We start from the raw sequence: 17,518 nt of genomic DNA on the forward strand, positions 1-17,518 counted from the left end.
GATGCGGTGGCCGAGATCGCGAGCCGTCGCGTACGCCCCATGACCGGTCCGGGCGACGGCTCACGGTCCTGGTCATCTGACTATCTGCGGCTCACGGTCCTGATCATCTGACTATTTGCGCGAACCGGGCGGCGCCATTTTCCAGGTCGGGGTGTTCCACCGCGAGAGCCATGGCCACTATCCGGTCGAACCCGATGCCCGCACCGTCGGCATAGGCCGCGTCGAAGGCGGCGTCGCCGAGCGCGGCCCGCAACGACGCCTGCCGCAGCGACCAGAAGGCGCCGAACGACGCGGTCCGGCGGGCACCACGGGCCGCCTCCGCGCCACCGAACAGCACCGCCGCGGTCGCCGGGTCGCCGCCGAGGGCGCAGCGGACCGCGATCGCCGCCACCGCGTCGGCTGCCCCGCCCCGGAATCCGTGCCGCAACCGGGAACGCAGCGCCACCACCAGGTGATCATGGGCGGCCACCAGATCGCCGCGGCGGAGCGCGACCATGCCGAGGAGCCAGTCGACGGTACGGCGGCCGCGATCCTCGGGACGTGCGGTCTCCAGATGACGGGCGGCGCCCAGCAGCTCGGCCGCCTCGGTCAGCGCGTCGCGTCGCCAGAGCAACTCGGCCAGGCCGAGCACGGCGGGGAAGGCGGCGTTCGGGGCACCGGCGCGTTCGGCCACGGCGATCGCCTCACGGCAGTCCCGCTCGGCCGCGCCCGGATCGTCACCGCCCAGGATCAGCCGGGCGATCCGGACACGGGTCACCAGCCCGGTCTCCTCCCCCGGCACCGCACCGGCTGCCGTTTCGGCGAGCCGCAGGTAGTGGTCCTGCTCGCCACGGTCGGGCGTGAGACCGGCGTGCACCAGATAGGTCGCGGCCAGCTCGGGCGCGGGGACGTCGGCGGGCAACCGCTGGTACAGGGCGGTCAGTAGTTCCCGGCCCTCCCGGGTGTCGTCGTGCTCCCGCCACCACGGGTCCAGGGCCGCCGCCAACCGGAGCCCGGCCGCCACGTCACCGGTCTGGGTCGCCCATCGCAGCGCCGCCTGCCACTCGGCCACGTACGGGCTCAGCTCGGTCAACGACAGCGTGCGCACCTGATCGCCGGTGTCCGGGGCGACCCGGTCCAGCATGTGCAGCGACCAGGTGAGATGCCGGTCGCGGGCGGCCGCTTCGTCCCCTGTCGCGGCGAGCCGGCGCAAGGCGTAGGCGCGGACCTGCTCGGACAGCCGGTACCGGGGACCGGGCGTCACCTCGACCAGCGACTTGTCGGCCAGCTCGGAGAGGGCGCTGAGCGCGTCCGGGTCGTACCACTCGACGGTCGCGAGGTCGACCGGCCCGGCGAAGACGGCGAGGCGCCGCAGCAGCTCGGCGGCACGACTGCCCAGCGTCCGGTAGGACCAGGTGAGGTTGTTGGCCAGACTGGCGTGCCGGCCGTCGCCCGCGGTGTCGTTGTCCAGCGCGCCCAGCGGATCGTCGAGGCGCCGGGCCAGCTGCTCGGCCGGGAGCAGTCGCAGCCGGGCCGCGGCCAACTGGATCGCCAGCGGCGAGCCCTCCAGCCGGGCCGCCAGCCGGGCCAGCTGCGGGTCACCATCACCGGGACGCCCGCCCTGCGCGGCCGCCGCCCGGTCCCGGAGCAGCGCGAACGCGTCCGCCGGCACGAGCGGCGGAATCCGCCACACGGTCTCCCCGGCGAGCGCGAGCGGCGCCCGGGCCGTCGCCACCACGTCCAGCCGGCGGCAGCGGCTGAGCAGCCGGTGCGCCAGGGTCGCGGTCAGCGCGGGCGCGGCGTCACACGTCTGCAGCACCACCAGCATGCGGCGCTCGGCGCACTCCTCCACCAGCGTGTCGATCAACGGCCGGCCCGGTTCGGGACGCAGGCCGAGAGCCGCGGCCAGGGCGTGCGGCAGGCCTTTCGCCGCGGCGGCGGCATCGATCGTCCAAACACCGCCGGGGTACGCCGGAAGCAGCTGCTCGGCGACGGCATGGGTGAGTCGCGTCTTGCCCGAGCCACCGGGACCGACGACCGTGACCAGGCGGTGATGGCTGATCAGCCCGGCCAGCTCGGCCAGCTCGGCCCGGCGCCCCACGAACGGGGCGTGCTCCGCCGGAAGGTTGTGCCGGGGCGCCTCGGCGGTCCGGGGACGCGGGAAGTCCCGCTCCAGACCGGGCGCCATCACCTGGAACAGCCGCTCGTCGTCGTCGAACCCGCGCAACCGGAACGCCCCGAGGTCGAGCAGGTCCACGGTGGCCAGCGTGGCGGCGGCCGCGGCACCGGTCGAGCCGCCGGTCGTGGCCGCGTACGTGGCGGTCACCGCCAGGGCCGTCGCCTCCGAGCAGAGCACCTGTCCGCCGTGGGCTGCCGCGGACACCCGCGCGGCCCGGTGCACCTCGGCGCTGGCGTACTCCTGGCCGACCGGAACAGCCCGGCCGGTGTGTAGGCCCATCCGCACCCGGGGCACCGCGTCGTGCCGTGGCCAGCCGTGGGCGGACAGTCGGCGCTGCGCCTCGACGCACGCCGCGACAGCCGCGTCAGCGTTCGAGAAGGCCACGAAAAAGGAGTCACCCTCCGTCAAGAGCTCGACACCCCCGAAGTCGTCGAACACTCCGCGTAGCACAGCTCGATGCGCTCCGAGAACACTTCGATATGTCTCACCGAGCATCCGAGCGAGCCGCGTCGAGCCCTCGATGTCGGTGAACATAAAGGTCACCAGGCCACTGGGTAGCTCGATACGTCCCGACACGGTGGAACCTCCGCCCCCTTTTGGGAAGTCGCGAATCATGCTGCCGTATCTCTGCGTCACCGCCCATCGTAGAAACGGACGGTAATCAAGTCCCCGCCATTGCCGACCCCTCACGGAGGACGTCCTGATCGCGCATCGACCGGAGGCATACGGGACTACGCGTCTCGTAACGAAAGAGATCGAACGCGGAAACGCCGCGTGCGGCCAAAACCGCGAGGGCGGCCGGGTGTACCCGTACGGGGCAACGAATCGCCACCGGGCGCAAGGAGAGGGTCACCGGCCGAAGTCGACAGCCGCGCGGCCGGCCGGGAGCGGCCGCGCGACGCGATCGCCGATCAGCAGCCGCAACCACCGCCGCAACAGCCGCCACCGCCACCGCCGGACGGCGCCGGGCGGGCCGCGCCACCACGGCCGGTCACGGCGACTGTGGACAACAGCTTGACGGTGTCGGCGTGCCCCTGCGGACAGGCCGCCGGGTCGGCGGCCGCACGCATCGGACGACTGACCTCGAAGGTGGCGCCACACGCGCGGCACCGGAACTCATAGCGCGGCATCCGACCAGCGTAGAGCCCGTGCGGTGGGCCACGCACGGCGAGTTCGGCGAGGTGTTGCCGGACCGTTGCGCGGTCACGTCCGCAGGCGTTGTCCACAGGCGGCCCGCGTCCCTCCCGAGGATGGTTTCCGGCGGGTAGGGTCGACGCGTGGTGGAGGCGTCTAACAACTCAGCAGAGCGGCCGGAGCTGCGATCCGCGGCGCCGCATCAGCGTGGGCCGCTGGCCAGCTCAGGAGCGGCTCCGAGCGATGACGCGACCTCCGAGACCCCGCCCGATCGCGCCGCCTCCGGCACTTCTGCCGCCGCCTCTGACGCCGCCGCCCCTGGTGCCGCCGCCTCTGACGCCGCCGCCCCTGACGCTGCCTCGCCTGGTGCCGCCTCGTCAGGTGCGGTGCTGAGTAGTGCCTCGTCGGTGCGCTCTGGGGCCGCCGGCCCGACGGCGGGTGTCGACAACGACGCAATCGGGACGAAATCGGCACCGCCGGTCGCCGTCCCCGAGGTGCGTAGCGAGGTCCCACCGGTCGAGGCGAAGACGACCGGAGCCAAGTCGGCGCCGACGCCCGAGAGCACGGCACCGTCCGGCGGTCCGGGGAAGGCCGCTGTCGAGGGCAAGACCTCCGGAGCCGAGCCGGTCACGGCGGATGACGGCAAGGCCGCCTCAACCGGCAACGGGGCGGGCGATGTCGCCAAGAACAGCGGAGACGTCGGCCCAGGCACGGCTGTCAAGGCCGGCGGAGACGCCGAGAGCCCTGAAAACACCAAGCCCGGCGGAGATACCAAGCCCGGCGGAGAAGCCCAGGCCGCTGGAGACGCCAAGCCCGACGGGGCCACCAAGACCGGCGGAGACGCCAAGGCCGCTGGAGACGCCAAGGCCGGCGGGGACACCAAGGCCGACGGGGATGCCAAGACGGGTGCTGACGGGAAACCGGCGGTAGGCGCCAAGACGGGCACGGACGGGAAACCGGCGGCGGACGCCAAGGCCGACGGGGTGCCGGGGAAGACGCGGCGGCGTATACGGCCTCTGCGGGCCACCGGCCGGGCCGCCCGCGGGTTCGCCACCTGGGTTCGGGGACCGGTCGGCCGGGTCGTGGTGCCGGGTGTTCTGGTGGCGACGCTGGTGGTGCTGGCCGGCTCGTTCGGGGCCTATCTGGTGCCGCGGGCGCTGGAGGCCACGGCCGCGCCCAGTGCCACTCCGACGTTCGGTGGGGGGCCGGAGGGCTCGGCTCCGCCGGTGGGGGCGCTGCCGGGCGCCGGGACGCTGCCGGGCGTTCCGGTTCCCGGGGGGACAAATGGACTACCCGGGGGACCAACGGTCTACCAGGGGGGACCAACGGACTGCCCGGGGGACCAACGGACTGCCGGGGGTGGGCACCGGACTGCCGGGTGTGCCCCCGACCCAGCCCGCGGTGAACGCGGCCCGGCCCGCCGACGCCCTCGCGGCCTGGGCGCAGCAGAACGGCACCCGGGTGGGCATCCCGGTGGTGGCGGTGCAGGCCTACGGCTACGCCGAGCTGGTGCTGGCACAGACCAACCCGGGCTGCCACCTGGAGTGGACCACGCTCGCGGCGATCGGCAAGGTGGAGTCGTCGCACGGCAGCTTCAACGGGGCGGTGCTCGGCGCGGACGGGGTCGCGCAGCCGACGATCCTGGGGCTGCCACTGGACGGGCAGGGCGGCCGGCAGTTGATCGCCGACACCGACCGGGGCGCGCTGGACCAGGACACCACCTTCGACCGGGCGATCGGGCCGATGCAGTTCATCCCGTCGACCTGGAAGGAGACGGCGATCGACGCGGACCGGGACGGCGTGGCGAACCCGAACGACATCGACGACGCGGCGCTGACCGCGGCGGTCTATCTGTGCAAGGGCAGCCGCGACCTGTCCAAGACCGACACGTGGTGGGACGCGATCCTGTCGTACAACGCGGTCCGGCCCTATGCGCAGAAGGTCTTCACGACCGCTCAGGACTACGGGCGGCGCAGCAAGGCCTGACCTTCCGGGCCGCGAGACATCGGTGACCATGGCGACGCTGAGTGAGCGCTGAGGTACTTTTGCGTGGTCAGCACTTCCCTGGAGGTCTCACAAACGGCACGATGTACGAGTGAGGGTGCGTGAATGGGATCCCCGCTCCGCGTCCGCGGCCGAGGTCAACTCGCTCGTGGAGGCGGTGAACGCGGTCCTGGCGATCGATCTCCCGGATGATCCACCCTGGCGGGACGTGCAGGTCAGGGAATATCTGGCCGAGACCATGCCCGGCGAGCGCCGGATCACGTGGATCGCCGAGGACGACCGCATCCCGGAGGGCGAGGGAAAGATCTTCGGGCATGTGAACATCCTGTTGCTCGGCGACATCGGTGTGCTCGAGGTGCTCGTCCGTCCCGAGTTGCGTCGCCGTGGGCTGGGCCGGCAGTTGCTGGCGGTGGCGGTCCGCCGTGCCTATCTGGAGGGTTTCTCCTCGATCGGCGTGGAGGCGATCGGCGGCACGTCGGCGATCCCGTTCTACGAGTCGCTCGGGTTCGAGCGGGAGTATGTGGAGACCCGCAGTGTCCTCAACCTGGACACGGTGGACTGGCTCGCGCTCGGCGGGATGGCCAACGGGATCAGTTCGGGGTACCGGGTCGAGTACCACCCGGGCGGCCCGCCGGATCATCTGCTCGCCGCTTACGCCCAGGCCAAGGCCGAGGCGCAACGCGACGACGACGATCTGGACCTGGCGCCGCGCTCGTCGGATCCGCAGCGGCTGCGTGACTCGCTGGAGACGCTGCACAAGCGCGGGCTGAAACCTTACATCGTGCTGGCGATCCACGAGGCCACCGGACACGTGGCCGGCCTGACCGAGGTGGTCGTCCCGGCACAGCACCCGGAGCGCGCCGATCAGTACGACACGATCGTGGTCCGGGAGCATCGTGGCTACGGCATCGACCGGGCGATCAAGGCGCGGATGCTGTTCGAGTTGCGGGCCGCCGAGCCGACACTGGGCCAGGTGCAGACGTGGAACGCGCAGCACAACGAGTCGATGCTGAAGGTGAACGCCGAGCTGGGCTACCAGTCCGACCGTGACTGGTTCGAGTACATCGCCGACGTCACCCAGCTGATCCAGCGTTTCGAGCCGAGTTGAGTGTGGTGACTCGGGGGCGATCCGCACCGCGAGTCACCACGCGGAGGCCACCGCATCGGCCCGGCGGGCGCGTTTCGGCCGGGACCCTCGCCTGCCTCGCGTGGATGCCACGGGAGGTGTGGTTCGGCGAGGGGCGGCCGACGGCGTACCCCTAGTGGTGGTTGATGAGGTTTGCGGCCTCGGTGGCCCAGTACGTCAGGGTGATCTGGGCGCCGGCACGCTTGAGTGAGGTCAGCGTCTCGAGGATGACCCGTTCGCGGTCGAGCCAGCCGTTCGCGGCGGCGGCCTCGACCATCGCGTACTCGCCGGAGACCTGGTAGGCGGCGACCGGCACGCTGACGTGGTCGCGGAGTGCGGCGATGATGTCCAGGTAGGGCAGTCCCGGCTTGACCATCACGATGTCGGTGCCCTCGGCGATGTCCAGGTCGACCTCGCGCAGAGCCTCGCGGGCGTTCGACGGGTCCATCTGGTACTGACGGCGGTCGCCCTTCAGTGACGAGTCGACGGCCTCCCGGAACGGGCCGTAGAAGGCGCCGGCGTATTTGACCGAGTAGGCGAGGACCGCGACGTCCTGGTGACCGGCCGCGTCGAGGGCCTTGCGGACCACGCCGATCTGGCCGTCCATCATGCCGGACGGGCCGACCATGTGGGCGCCGGCCTCGGCCTGGGCGACCGCCATCTCGGCGTAGAGCTTCAGGGTGGCGTCGTTGTCGACCGAGCCGTCGGCGGCCAGCACGCCGCAGTGGCCGTGCGAGGTGAACTCGTCCAGGCACAGGTCGCCCATGATCACCGAGGAGTCGCCCACCTCGGCCTTGAGGTCGCGCAGGCCGACGTTGAGGATGCCGTCCGGGTCGATGCCGGAAGATCCGGTCTCGTCCTTGTTGGCGTCGGCCGGCACGCCGAACAGCATCAGGCCGCCGACGCCCGCCGCGACCGCCTCGGCGGCGGCCTTGCGCAGCGAATCACGGGTGTGCTGAAGGACTCCGGGCATCGAGCTGATCGGTTTCGGCTCGGTCAGTCCCTCCTTCAGGAAGAGGGGCAGGACCAGATCCGACGGGGAGAGATGGGTCTCCTGGACCAGGCGCCGGATGGCGGGCGTGCGCCGCAGGCGGCGCGGACGGATGTCGGGGAAGGACATCGGGCGCTCCTTAGAAGGGCCCCGGAAGAAGGGCCTCGGAAATGGCGAAGCGCGCCGATCCGGAATCGGCGCGCTTCATCTTCGGATCAGCGGAAACGGAGGGCCGTCGGGCCCTGGACCTTCGAGCCGCGGCGCTGCTTGGCCGGCATCGCGGCCAGCTTCTCGCGGAGCTCCAGAGCGTACTCGGCGAGCGCCTCGACCAGGTCGGGCACCGAGGCGTTCTGCGGCTGGGTGTCGACCCGGAGGCCGAACTCGACGGCGGTCTCGGCGGTCTTCGGGCCGATCACCGCGACGACCGTGCGGGCGTGCGGCTTGCCGGCGATGCCGACCAGGTTGCGGACGGTCGAGGACGAGGTGAAGAGCACCGCGTCGAAGCCGCCGGACTTGATGGCGTCGCGGATCTCGGCGGGCGGCGGGGCGGCGCGGACCGTCCGGTACGCCGTGACGTCGTCCACCTCCCAGCCACGCTCGATGAGCCCGGCCGCCAGGGTCTCGGTCGCGATGTCGGCCCGCGGCAGCAGCACCCGGCCGACCGGGTCGAGGATCTCGTCGTGCGGCGAGAACTCGGCCAGCAGGCCGTCGGAGGACTGCTCCCCGGCCGGGATGAGCTCCGGCTGGATGCCGAACGCGCGCACCGCGTCGGCGGTCGCCTCACCGATGCACGCGATCTTCACGCCACCGAAGTGACGGGCGTCGAGGCCGTGCTCGCCGAACTTCTCCCAGACCGCGCGAACCGCGTTGACCGAGGTGAAGATGACCCACGCGTACCGGCCGTCGACCAGGCCCTTGACGGCCCGCTCCATCTGCGCCGGGGTGCGCGGCGGCTCGACCGCGATGGTCGGCACCTCGCACGGGATCGCGCCGTAGGCACGGAGCCGGGCGGACATCGCGCCGGCCTGCTCCTTGGTCCGCGGGACGAGGACCTTCCAGCCGTACAGCGGGCGGTTCTCCCACCAGCTGAGGCTGTCGCGCTCGGCCACGTCGGAGCCGACGGTGAGGACGACCCGGCCGGTGAAGCCGAGCGCCGCCGCGACGAAGCTGTCCACGGTCGAGGTGGTGGTGTACTGCGTCTCGCCGGTGCCGTCGCCGGTCACGCCGACCGGGACACCCGGCTCGACACCGGCGGCGAGCAGCCCGTCGCGGACGGCGGCGAGGTCGCCGGCGTCCACGGCGACGGCGAAGGAGCCCTTCTGGGCGGCCGTGGCGAGCGCGTCGAAGTCGAGGTTGGTGACGTCGTCGACATCGGCGGCGACCCGGACACCGGGCAGCGGCACACCGGCGTAGGCGGCGACGCCCTCGGCCTGGCCGATGCCGGGGATCACCTCGAAGTGCACGGCGGTACGCGCGACCGCCTGCACCTCCTTGACCACCGAGTCGTGGCCGAACGGGTCTCCGGCGACCAGGTGCACGGCGGACAGGCCGGACTTGGCCGCGGAGAGCAGCACCTTGGCGACGTCGCCGGGGGCGCCCTCGGCCGGGCTGAACTGCGCGTCCTGCTTGGCGTCCGAACGGATCGCGCTGAGCAGGGAATCAGGCACGCCGCGGTCGTAGACCACCTGGTCGGCATCGGTCAGCGCCGCATACGCGCGGCGGGTCAGCAGCTCCGGGTCGCCGGGTCCGGCGCCGATGAACGCGATGCGTCCGGCTGGCTTACGGGCGGTGCGGGTGGTCATTCTGTGCTCCCCATCAGGGTATCGGCTCCGGCGTCGAGGAGATCGATGGCAAGTGCCTTGCCGATCTCCGCCGCGCCGGCGGGCGTTCCGGTGCGCGACAGTCGGACGGCTCGGACGCCATCCAAGCTGATCACCGCACCGCGCAGGTAGATCTCGTCACCGTCGTCGCCCTCGGCGATCTCGGCGTGTGCCGCGACCGGGGCGGAGCACCCGGCCTCGAGCGTGGCGAGCATCGACCGCTCCGCCACCACGGCGGCGCGGGTCGGTGCGTGATCGAGAACGGACAGCAACTCGATCAGATCGGTATCGTCGGCCCGGCACTCCACGGCCAGCGCACCCTGAGCCGGGGCGGGCAGCATGAGCATCGGGTCGAGCGTCTCGGTGATCTCCGCGAATCGACCGAGTCGTGCCACTCCGGCCCGGGCGAGAACGACGGCGTCGAGATCTGCCTCGGGTCCGAGTACTCGGGCGATACGCGAGTCGACATTCCCTCGGATCGGCGTGACCTGCAACTCTAGGCCCAAAGCATGCAATTGCGCGATTCGGCGCACCGCACCGGTGCCGATGGTGGAACCCGGCGGCAGCTCGGCGAGGGTCAGACCGTCGCGGGCGATCAGGGCGTCGCGAGGGTCCTCACGCACCGGGACGGCGGCGATGTGCAGGCTCGGCGGCTCGGCGGTGGGCAGGTCCTTGTACGAATGGACCGCGAAGTCGATCTCCCCGGCCAGCAGCGCGTCACGCAGTGCGGAGACGAACACGCCCACACCGAGCTGGGCGACCGGAGCCGACGAGCGATCACCGGGGGTGACGATCCGGACCAGCTCGACCGGACGGCCGGTGGCAGCGGTCAGCGCGTCGGCGACCATCTGCGACTGGGTGAGCGCCAGCGCGCTACCCCGCGTGCCGAGACGCAGCGTCATGCTTTACCCCCGATCTCAGGTACCGCGTCGGCCTGGGTGGCGAGCGGGACGTCCAGGTCGAACAGTTCGCGGAGCAGGGCCGCGTACTGATCGCCGCCGGGCTCGGCGGCGAGTTGGCGGACCCGCACGGTAGGCGAGTGCAGCAACTGCTGCACGACCCGGTGCAGGGTACGGGAAACATCCGCCCGCTGCTCCTCGGTGAATTCCGGCCGTCGGGACATCAGTTTGCGCATCTCGGCGGACACGACGTCCTCGGCACGGGTCCGCAGCGCCGCCACCGTGGGTGCGACCTCCGCGCCGCGCAGCCAGCCGAGGAAGTTGTCGACCTCGCCGGCGACGATCTGCTCGACGGCCGCGGTCTCGGCCGCCGCCGGGTTGGTGCGGCGGCTGTTGGCCAGGCTGTCGATGTCGATCACGGTCAGACCCGGCAGGCCGACGGCGTCGGGCGCCACGTCACGCGGGACGGCCAGGTCGAGGACGATCAGGTCGCGGCCGACCCGTTCCAGGCGCTCGCGGGTCAGCACCGGCTCGGTGGAGGCGGTGGCGCACACCACGATGTCGACCTCCCGCAGAACCGCGTCGAGCTGGTCGAACGGGACCGCGGACGCGCCGTAGGCCTCGGCCAGGCGGTCGGCGCGCTCGTAGCTGCGGTTGGTGATCTGTAGCGGCCCCACACCGGTACGGGTGAGCGTGGCCACGGACAGCGAGCCCATCGCCCCCGCCCCGATGATCAGGGCGGACCGGCCGGTCAGGTCACCGCCGAGGTGCTCAGCGGCCACGTCGAGCGCGGCCGTGACGACGCTCTGCCCGGCCTTGTCGATGCCGGTCTCGGCGTGTGCCCGCTTGCCGACGCGCAGCGTCTGCTGCATCAGCTCGTGCAGCAGCCGGCCGGCCGAGTCGACCTCGGTGGCGGAGTGGTAGGCGTCGCGGAGCTGGCCGAGGATCTGGGCCTCGCCGACGACCATCGAGTCGAGCCCGGACGACACCCGGAACGAGTGCCGGACGGCCGCCTCGCCGTAGTGCACGTAGAGGTGGCCGGCCAGCTCGGTGGCGGGGATGCCGGAGTGCTCGGACAGCACGTTGCAGATGTCGCCGAGGCCGCCGTGGAAGCCGCTGACCGCCGCATACACCTCGACCCGGTTGCAGGTGGAGACGACGACGGCCTCCCCCACATACGGCTGGGCGACCAGGCGCTGGAGCAGCTCGGGGACGGACGACTCGGGGATGACCAGGCGCTCGAGGACCGCGACGTCGGCCGTACGGTACGAGGCGCCGATGCTCAACAGATTCACGACCCGACCGCCTCCTGATCGCCGCTCGCGGGTGGGGCGGATCGACCACCGGGCAGCGCGGTCAGAGACGCCTTGCGGTGCTCGTGGAACGAAAGGATCTGCAGCTCGATGGCGAGATCCACTTTACGGACGTCAACATTGGACGGCACCGACAGAACCCCCGGGGCGAAATTGAGGATGCTTGTCACTCCCGCGGCGACCAGCGCGTCGGCGACCGCCTGGGCGGTGCCGGGCGGGGTGGCGATGACTCCGATCGCGATCGACTCCTCGGCGGCGATCCGCTCCAGGTCGTCGGTGTGCTGCACGGTGAGGCCGTTGATCTGCTCGCCGACCTTCTTCGGGTCGGCGTCGAAGAGCGCCACCACCCGGAAGCCGCGGCTCGCGAACCCGGCGTAGCCGGCCAGGGCGTGCCCGAGGTTGCCGACGCCGACCAGGCAGACCGCGCGGTTCTTGTCGAGGCCCAGGATGTACTCGATCTGGTCGACGAGCAGGGTCACGTCGTAGCCGACGCCACGGGTGCCGTAGGAGCCGAGGTGCGACAGATCCTTGCGGAGTTTCGCCGAGTTGACCCCGGCGGCCGCGGCGAGACCCTCGCTCGACACCGTCTCCGCGCCGGTCTCGGCGAGGTGGTGAAGGGCACGAAGGTACTCAGGCAGTCGCGCGATGGTCGCCTCCGGCAGATCCGGGAAGGCCGGGACGCCACCGGCTTCGCCGGGCGTGCTTCCGTGACGTTGCTGACTCATCTGACTCCGTGCCGACGAGGCGGACCTGCGGTGAGCCCCGTCTGTGCGATACCGGTTGAACCCTCTTGGGGTGGCTGTGGTAGCGGGGCTCGTCGGAGTCACAGCGTAGGCGCTTGTGAAGGCGTGCACAAATCGCGATCTTGTCGGGACAATTGGACAAGATCGGCCCGGCTGTGTTAGTCGGACCGACCTGTCGAGTATTACCTTCCGAACCCCGCCAGGGCCACTCAGCTCAGAGTGACATGGCCATCTTCACCGCATCTACCAGCGTGTCGGCGACCGGACGCCCGGATTCACGCAACCGGGCCGGATCGGTGAATCCACCGGTGTAGAGCACGGCGTGCCCGCCGACCGACTCGGCCGCGTCGGCGTCGTCGAGCGAGTCGCCGATCATCACCACGTTGCGGCCGTCGACACCGAGCTCGGCCAGGTGAGCGGCAAGATGTGCGGCCTTGAAACCGCCGCCGAGCTCGGCCCGCAAACCGTCGATCCGGGCGAAGATCCCGGCCAGGCCGTAGCCCTCGACCGCCGGAACCAGCTCGTGGTGGAACCACATGGACAGCAGGGACTGGCTGCCCGGCCAGCTCTTGATCGCGGCCTGCGCGTCGGCGGCCAGCACGACGTCGGTCAGCCCGAGCCGGTACGCGTCGTGGAAGATCCGGTCCAGCCGGCCGAACTCCTCCTCGTCGATCGCGCGGCCGAGCATCTCGGCGTAGAAGTCGGCGACCGGCCGCCGGAAGGCCCGCCGGTGCTCGTCGGCGCCGACGTCCCGCCCGCCCGCGGTGGCGAAGGCGACATTGGTCGACGACACGACCAGGTGAAGATCGTCGAGAAGGGTGCCGTTCCAGTCCCAGACCAGGTGCTTAGCAGTCACCCGAAGAATTTACAGTCGGGGCTCACCCGGCTGTCGAGCCAGATCCCGCAGGAGCCGGTCCTCCTCGATCCGCCAGTACCCGTGCTCCTTGCCGTCCAGCAGCAGCACCGGCACCCGGTCGCCGTAGTCGCGCTCCAGCTCGATGTCGGAGTCCACGTCGACCTTGATCCACTGGCCGGGCGCGATCCGGTCCAGCGTCTCCTCGGCGACCGCGCACAGGTGGCAGCCCTCGCGGCTGATCAGGGTCAGTCTCACAGGTCCCTCTTCCGTACCTTGCCGATCACCGTTCGCGGCAGCTCGGCCACCAGCTCGACACCGGGCAGCTTGAACCGGGCCAGCCGGGCCGCGCAGTGCACCTGCAACTCGGTCGGGGTGGGTGGCGGGTCGCCGGTCACCGTGACGTACGCGTACGGCCGCTGCCCGGTCGTCGGGTCCGCCACCCCGACCACGGCCACGCCGGTGACCCGTGGATGCGCCGCCAGCACCCGCTCGATCTCGGCCGGGTAGACGTTGAAGCCGTTGACCAGGATGAGCTCGCCGATCCGGTCGACCAGCACCAGGTCACCGTCGCCGTCGGCGTAGGCGATGTCCCCGGTCGGCCACCAGCCGTCCGGGTCGGGACCGTCCCGCCCGTCCGGCCAGTACCCGGCGAACAGGTTGGGCCCGCGCACCACGATCTCGCCCGGGTCGGTGCCGGCCGACTCGGCGACCGTCAGCTCCTCGTCGACAACGTCCTCGTCGACCGAGGCGGTGCCGTCCCGCCACAGCTCGGCTCCGCCGGGGGTGCGCAACAGCAGCTCGACGCCGGGCAGCGGCCGGCCGATCGAGCCGCTCTTGTCCCGGTCGCTGACCGCCGTCGTGGTCAGGACCGGGGCGGTCTCGGTCAGGCCGTACCCGATCAGGATCGCCCGGCCGGTCAGAGTCCGGAAGCGCGCCGCGACGCCGGGGGCCAGCGGCGCCGCGCCGCACACCGCGGTCCGCACGCCGCTCAGCGCCTCGCCGGCCGACGGGACCGCGGTCCAGGCCTGGTACATCCCGGGCACGCCGACCGTGACGGTCACCCCGTGCCGGGCGATCAGGTCGAGCGACGCCGCCGGGTCGAAACGCTCGGTCAGCACGCCGGTCGCTGCGTGGTGCGCGACGCTGCCGAGCCCGGTGTTCAGCCCGTAGGCGTGGAAGAACGGCACGGCCAGCAGCACCACGTCGTCCGGCCCCACGACGGGCGGCTCGATCCGGTCCAGCTGGTCATGGTTGGCGGCGAGCGCGGCGTGGGTGAGCATGGCGCCCTTGGGGCGCCCGCTGGTGCCCGAGGTGTAGAGCAGAACCGCAAGATCAGAGCTTCGTGGTACGGCCGGAGCGGCGCCGTCCTCCGCGGAGCCGGGCGGTCCGTCCACCACCAGCGAGGCGCCCGAGTCGGTGATCGCGTGGTCGCGCTCGTCGGCGGTGTAGCCGGGGTTCAGCGGGACCGCGACCCGGCCGGACCGCAGCACGCCGAAATAGGCGACCGCGAAATCGACGGTGTTGCCGAGGACCAGCGCCACCCGATCACCGGGCGCGGTGCGCGACGCGATCCAGCGGGCCGCCGAGGAGACCCGGGTGTCCAGTTCGGCCCATGTCACGACGGTGTCCCCGGCGATCAGCGCGGGGTGGCCTGGGCGCCGGCCGGCAGCCTCGGCGACCGCGTCGCGAGCGGTTTCCTCCACGAGGCCCGAGTCTGGCACAAACAGGCCGTCACCGGGACGGCGGACAGCCCGTCCGTCCTGAAAGCGGCTTCTTCCGTCAAGGTGACCTTGACGTGTCTTGCGGCGTTGGCGTGATTCGCGGCTTTGCGCGGAGCGCACACAATGTGCGACTCGGCGTGTCCGATGTCGGCAATACTTCCGCACTGTGTAACGGAATACACACCAACGGGTGAGGTTGACCGGTCTATACGCCGGTAACTCACCCATTTTGTTGTGATTGACCACTTTTGTTAGAAGTGACCGACCCTCATCCCGAGGAGGCCGCTGTGCCCCACAAAGCACGGAAACACGGTGAATTCACGTCTGGCGGGACGGATTCGCTGTCGCCGGAGGCCCGCCGGGCTGAGGAGGCGCAGTGACTCATGTGTACGCGGAGGGTCCGTACCACCGCGACGTTCTGAACGCTTTGCGCGACACGGCTGGGGGAATGATCGTCAACGCCATCCGGGGTGAGAGCCCCAAACAGACCGGCAGCCGCCGCACGCCCAACGCCCCACCCGCGGTCGCCTCGCCGAACACCGCGAACGGGAAGTTCGGTGGCGGCCGCCCCGGTGCACCACGCCCGCCGGCGCAGCCCACCGCGGGACAGCGCTCCAACCTCGGCGAGGGCGACACCGCCCCGCCCGGCGAGCACACCGTGGTCCTGCCGACACAGAGCACCACCGGCCCACCCACCGAGTCCGCCCCGCCGAAGGCCCGGCCGGACCGCGGCGACCCGGCCGCCGAGGTGTGGGCGCTGGTCGAGCGGGCCCAGGCCGGCGAGGCCGAGGCGTTCGGCCTGATCTACGACCGGTACGTGGACACCGTCTTCCGTTTCGTCTACTTCCGCGTCGGCAACCGCCAGCTGGCCGAGGATCTCACCTCGGACACGTTCCTGCGGGCTCTCAAGCGCATCGGAAGCTTCACCTGGCAGGGCCGTGACCTCGGCGCCTGGCTCGTCACCATCGCCCGGAACCTGGTCGCCGACCACTTCAAGTCCGGCCGCTACCGCCTTGAGGTGACCACCGGGGACGTGCTCGACGCCGACCGCGAGGACCGCGGCCCGGAGGGCAGCCCGGAGTCGGCCGTCGTCGACCACATCACGAACGTCGCGCTACTCACCGCGGTCAAGCAGCTCAACCCGGAGCAGCAGGAGTGCATCGTGCTCCGGTTCCTGCAGGGCTTCTCGGTCGCCGAGACCGCACAGACCATGGGCAAGAACGAGGGCGCCATCAAGGCCCTGCAGTACCGAGCCGTGCGCGCACTCAACCGGCTCCTGCCCGATGGGTTCCAATCTTGATCGAAAGTACCGATTTGTCGATCTCTGATACCCGACGGCGCCGCCCGGCACCCGTAACCGGGGCCGCGTGTCGCGCGTTTGTCCGGATGCGACCCGGGACCGTCTTCAGCGGTCCGGTCGCCGACGTCGGCCTTCAGGCCGGCGAGACAGTCACGAGCGAGGGGAGGTGCCCACGGTGAAGTTCGCGTTCCCGAACTCCCGGAGTGCCGAGCGCTTCGCGGAACTTCTCGACGACGCCGGTGGCGCCCGTCGGCCCCACAGTCGTGGGCAGGCCGACGAGGAGATGAACCGGCTGGTCGCCATCAGCAACCGGCTCTCCACGGCCCGGCCCGGCGCACCGGTCGACTCCGAGTTCCGCGTCGGCCTGCGCGCCATGCTGGTCGCCACAGCCGAGCGGGACGGCATCGGGCGGGCCGCCGCCGAGGCCGATCCCGAGCCCGTCGCCGAGCCGGTCGTCCGGCGGCCGCTGTTCGGGCGCCGGATACGCGCCCGGGGAGCGATCGTGATCGGCGTGGCCGCCGGCGCGATGGCCGTCTCCGGGATCTCCGCCGCAAGCGAGAGCGCGTCACCGGGCGAGATGCTTTACAGCGTCAAGCGCCAGACCGAGCGGGCCCAACTGGCGATCGCCGGCTCTGATGTGACCCGTGGCCAGCTGTCGCTGGACTTCGCGCGTACCCGTCTCTCCGAGGCGATGGCGATGAACGGCGACGAGCCCGGCCTCGCACTGGTGCTGGACGACATGGACGCCGACACCCGCAAGGGCGTCCGGCTGCTGACCACGTCGGCGGTGTCCCAGCAGGACACCAAGCCACTGGCCACCCTGGACGACTTCGTCGACGACCAGCGCACCACGTTCACGCCGGCGCTGGAGCGGCTCTCGGCTCCCAACCGCAACCGGGCGACCGTGTCGCTCGGCCTGCTGGAGGACGTCGTCAAACGGGCCGCGGACCTGCGGTCCGGACTCGGCTGTGACAAGGTCACCCCGGCCGGCTCCGACGCGCTCGGCCCGAAGCTCCGCGACTGCACGGCCGAGGACGACAGCGACGCCGAGCCGCGCGGGACGTCACCGCAGAACGGCTCCGGCAACAAGGCCGGGAACCGGCAGAACGGCCAGGCCACCACGCCGAAGCCGGCCAAGTCGAGCGCCTCCGCCGACCCGGCAGCCACCGGTCAGGTCGTGACGCCGCAGCGGTCGGCCGCTCCGGCCGTGACGCCGACCGTCACCGGCGGGGTCACGCCGATGGTCGACGAGGAGCCGATCGATCCGCAGTTCGAGCCGTACTACGAAGAGGACGGTGGGCTGGGCGGTCTGCTCGGCGACATCTTCTGACCAGCGGTTCTCGACCGGAAAGCATGGCGAGGGGCGGTGCCGGAGCTCATCACTCCGGGGCCGCCCCTCAACCGTCACTATAGGACGGTCCGGTGGGCCGCTCCAGAAGATTGGCACTCTCGC

At 71.5% G+C, this 17,518-nt stretch carries 14 protein-coding genes; 4 read left to right on the forward strand and 10 right to left on the reverse strand.

Annotation, left to right across the window (positions count from 1 at the left end; translation table 11 throughout):
• Positions 1-103: 103 nt before the first annotated feature.
• A complete protein-coding gene (locus ACQPZW_RS46030; RefSeq protein WP_433792288.1) occupies positions 104-2,734 on the reverse strand; it encodes an ATP-binding protein in 2,631 nt (876 codons plus the stop codon).
• 335 nt (positions 2,735-3,069) lie between these two features.
• Complete coding sequence (locus ACQPZW_RS46035; protein WP_433792289.1) at positions 3,070-3,288, reverse strand: FmdB family zinc ribbon protein; 219 nt, start codon at positions 3,286-3,288, stop codon at positions 3,070-3,072.
• 1,363 nt (positions 3,289-4,651) lie between these two features.
• On the opposite strand from ACQPZW_RS46035, the gene ACQPZW_RS46040 reads away from it, so the two are divergent.
• Both ACQPZW_RS46040 and ACQPZW_RS46045 read left to right on the forward strand, forming a co-directional pair.
• On the forward strand, positions 4,652-5,278 hold the full coding sequence (locus ACQPZW_RS46040; protein ID WP_433792290.1) for a lytic transglycosylase domain-containing protein: 627 nt from the start codon (positions 4,652-4,654) through the stop codon (positions 5,276-5,278).
• Positions 5,279-5,387: 109 nt separating this feature from the next.
• Positions 5,388-6,404 carry a GNAT family N-acetyltransferase gene (locus tag ACQPZW_RS46045; RefSeq protein ID WP_433792291.1) on the forward strand — a complete coding sequence of 339 codons (1,017 nt, stop codon included), beginning with the start codon at positions 5,388-5,390 and terminating at the stop codon, positions 6,402-6,404.
• Between the two features lie 151 nt (positions 6,405-6,555).
• On the opposite strand, the gene hemB is transcribed toward ACQPZW_RS46045, so the two are convergent.
• From hemB to ACQPZW_RS46085, 8 genes are all read right to left on the reverse strand, one after another.
• Positions 6,556-7,542 (reverse strand): porphobilinogen synthase, encoded by a 987-nt coding sequence (gene hemB / locus ACQPZW_RS46050; RefSeq protein ID WP_433792292.1) that lies wholly within the window; start codon positions 7,540-7,542, stop codon positions 6,556-6,558.
• 86 nt (positions 7,543-7,628) lie between these two features.
• Entirely contained in the window at positions 7,629-9,215 is a 1,587-nt protein-coding gene (locus tag ACQPZW_RS46055; protein WP_433792293.1) for a uroporphyrinogen-III synthase, read from the reverse strand.
• The gene (gene hemC / locus ACQPZW_RS46060; protein ID WP_433792294.1) at positions 9,212-10,135 is read right to left on the reverse strand and encodes a hydroxymethylbilane synthase; all 924 of its coding nucleotides are present in this window, start codon (positions 10,133-10,135) and stop codon (positions 9,212-9,214) included. Before hemC ends, ACQPZW_RS46055 begins: the two co-directional genes overlap by 4 nt.
• Complete coding sequence (locus ACQPZW_RS46065) at positions 10,132-11,427, reverse strand: glutamyl-tRNA reductase (protein ID WP_433792295.1); 1,296 nt, start codon at positions 11,425-11,427, stop codon at positions 10,132-10,134. Before ACQPZW_RS46065 ends, hemC begins: the two co-directional genes overlap by 4 nt.
• Positions 11,424-12,170: a redox-sensing transcriptional repressor Rex gene (locus ACQPZW_RS46070; protein WP_433792296.1), complete on the reverse strand. Its 747-nt coding sequence runs from the start codon at positions 12,168-12,170 to the stop codon at positions 11,424-11,426. The genes ACQPZW_RS46065 and ACQPZW_RS46070 overlap by 4 nt, the downstream gene beginning before the upstream one ends.
• 232 nt (positions 12,171-12,402) lie before the next feature.
• Positions 12,403-13,044 carry an HAD family hydrolase gene (locus tag ACQPZW_RS46075; protein WP_433792297.1) on the reverse strand — a complete coding sequence of 214 codons (642 nt, stop codon included), beginning with the start codon at positions 13,042-13,044 and terminating at the stop codon, positions 12,403-12,405.
• Positions 13,045-13,053: 9 nt separating this feature from the next.
• Complete coding sequence (locus tag ACQPZW_RS46080) at positions 13,054-13,299, reverse strand: glutaredoxin family protein (protein WP_433792298.1); 246 nt, start codon at positions 13,297-13,299, stop codon at positions 13,054-13,056.
• Positions 13,296-14,747 (reverse strand): class I adenylate-forming enzyme family protein, encoded by a 1,452-nt coding sequence (locus ACQPZW_RS46085; protein WP_433792299.1) that lies wholly within the window; start codon positions 14,745-14,747, stop codon positions 13,296-13,298. The genes ACQPZW_RS46080 and ACQPZW_RS46085 overlap by 4 nt, the downstream gene beginning before the upstream one ends.
• A gap of 394 nt (positions 14,748-15,141) precedes the next feature.
• Between ACQPZW_RS46085 and ACQPZW_RS46090 the strand changes: the two genes are divergently transcribed.
• Both ACQPZW_RS46090 and ACQPZW_RS46095 read left to right on the forward strand, forming a co-directional pair.
• The gene (locus ACQPZW_RS46090) at positions 15,142-16,065 is read left to right on the forward strand and encodes an ECF subfamily RNA polymerase sigma factor, BldN family (protein ID WP_433792300.1); all 924 of its coding nucleotides are present in this window, start codon (positions 15,142-15,144) and stop codon (positions 16,063-16,065) included.
• Between the two features lie 175 nt (positions 16,066-16,240).
• The gene (locus tag ACQPZW_RS46095) at positions 16,241-17,395 is read left to right on the forward strand and encodes a DUF5667 domain-containing protein (RefSeq protein WP_433792301.1); all 1,155 of its coding nucleotides are present in this window, start codon (positions 16,241-16,243) and stop codon (positions 17,393-17,395) included.
• The last annotated feature ends 123 nt before the right edge of the window (positions 17,396-17,518 follow it).

This window comes from Actinoplanes sp. CA-252034 (genome assembly GCF_050956125.1).
Lineage (GTDB): Bacteria > Actinomycetota > Actinomycetes > Mycobacteriales > Micromonosporaceae > Actinoplanes.

Bases quoted from the DNA above. Each gene is read 5' to 3' on its own strand.
- ACQPZW_RS46035 (WP_433792289.1), bottom strand. From the start codon at position 3,288: ATGCCGCGCTATGAGTTCCGGTGCCGCGCGTGTGGCGCCACCTTCGAG.
- hemB (WP_433792292.1), bottom strand. From the start codon at position 7,542: ATGTCCTTCCCCGACATCCGTCCGCGCCGCCTGCGGCGCACGCCCGCC.
- ACQPZW_RS46055 (WP_433792293.1), bottom strand. From the start codon at position 9,215: ATGACCACCCGCACCGCCCGTAAGCCAGCCGGACGCATCGCGTTCATC.
- hemC (WP_433792294.1), bottom strand. From the start codon at position 10,135: ATGACGCTGCGTCTCGGCACGCGGGGTAGCGCGCTGGCGCTCACCCAG.
- ACQPZW_RS46070 (WP_433792296.1), bottom strand. From the start codon at position 12,170: ATGAGTCAGCAACGTCACGGAAGCACGCCCGGCGAAGCCGGTGGCGTC.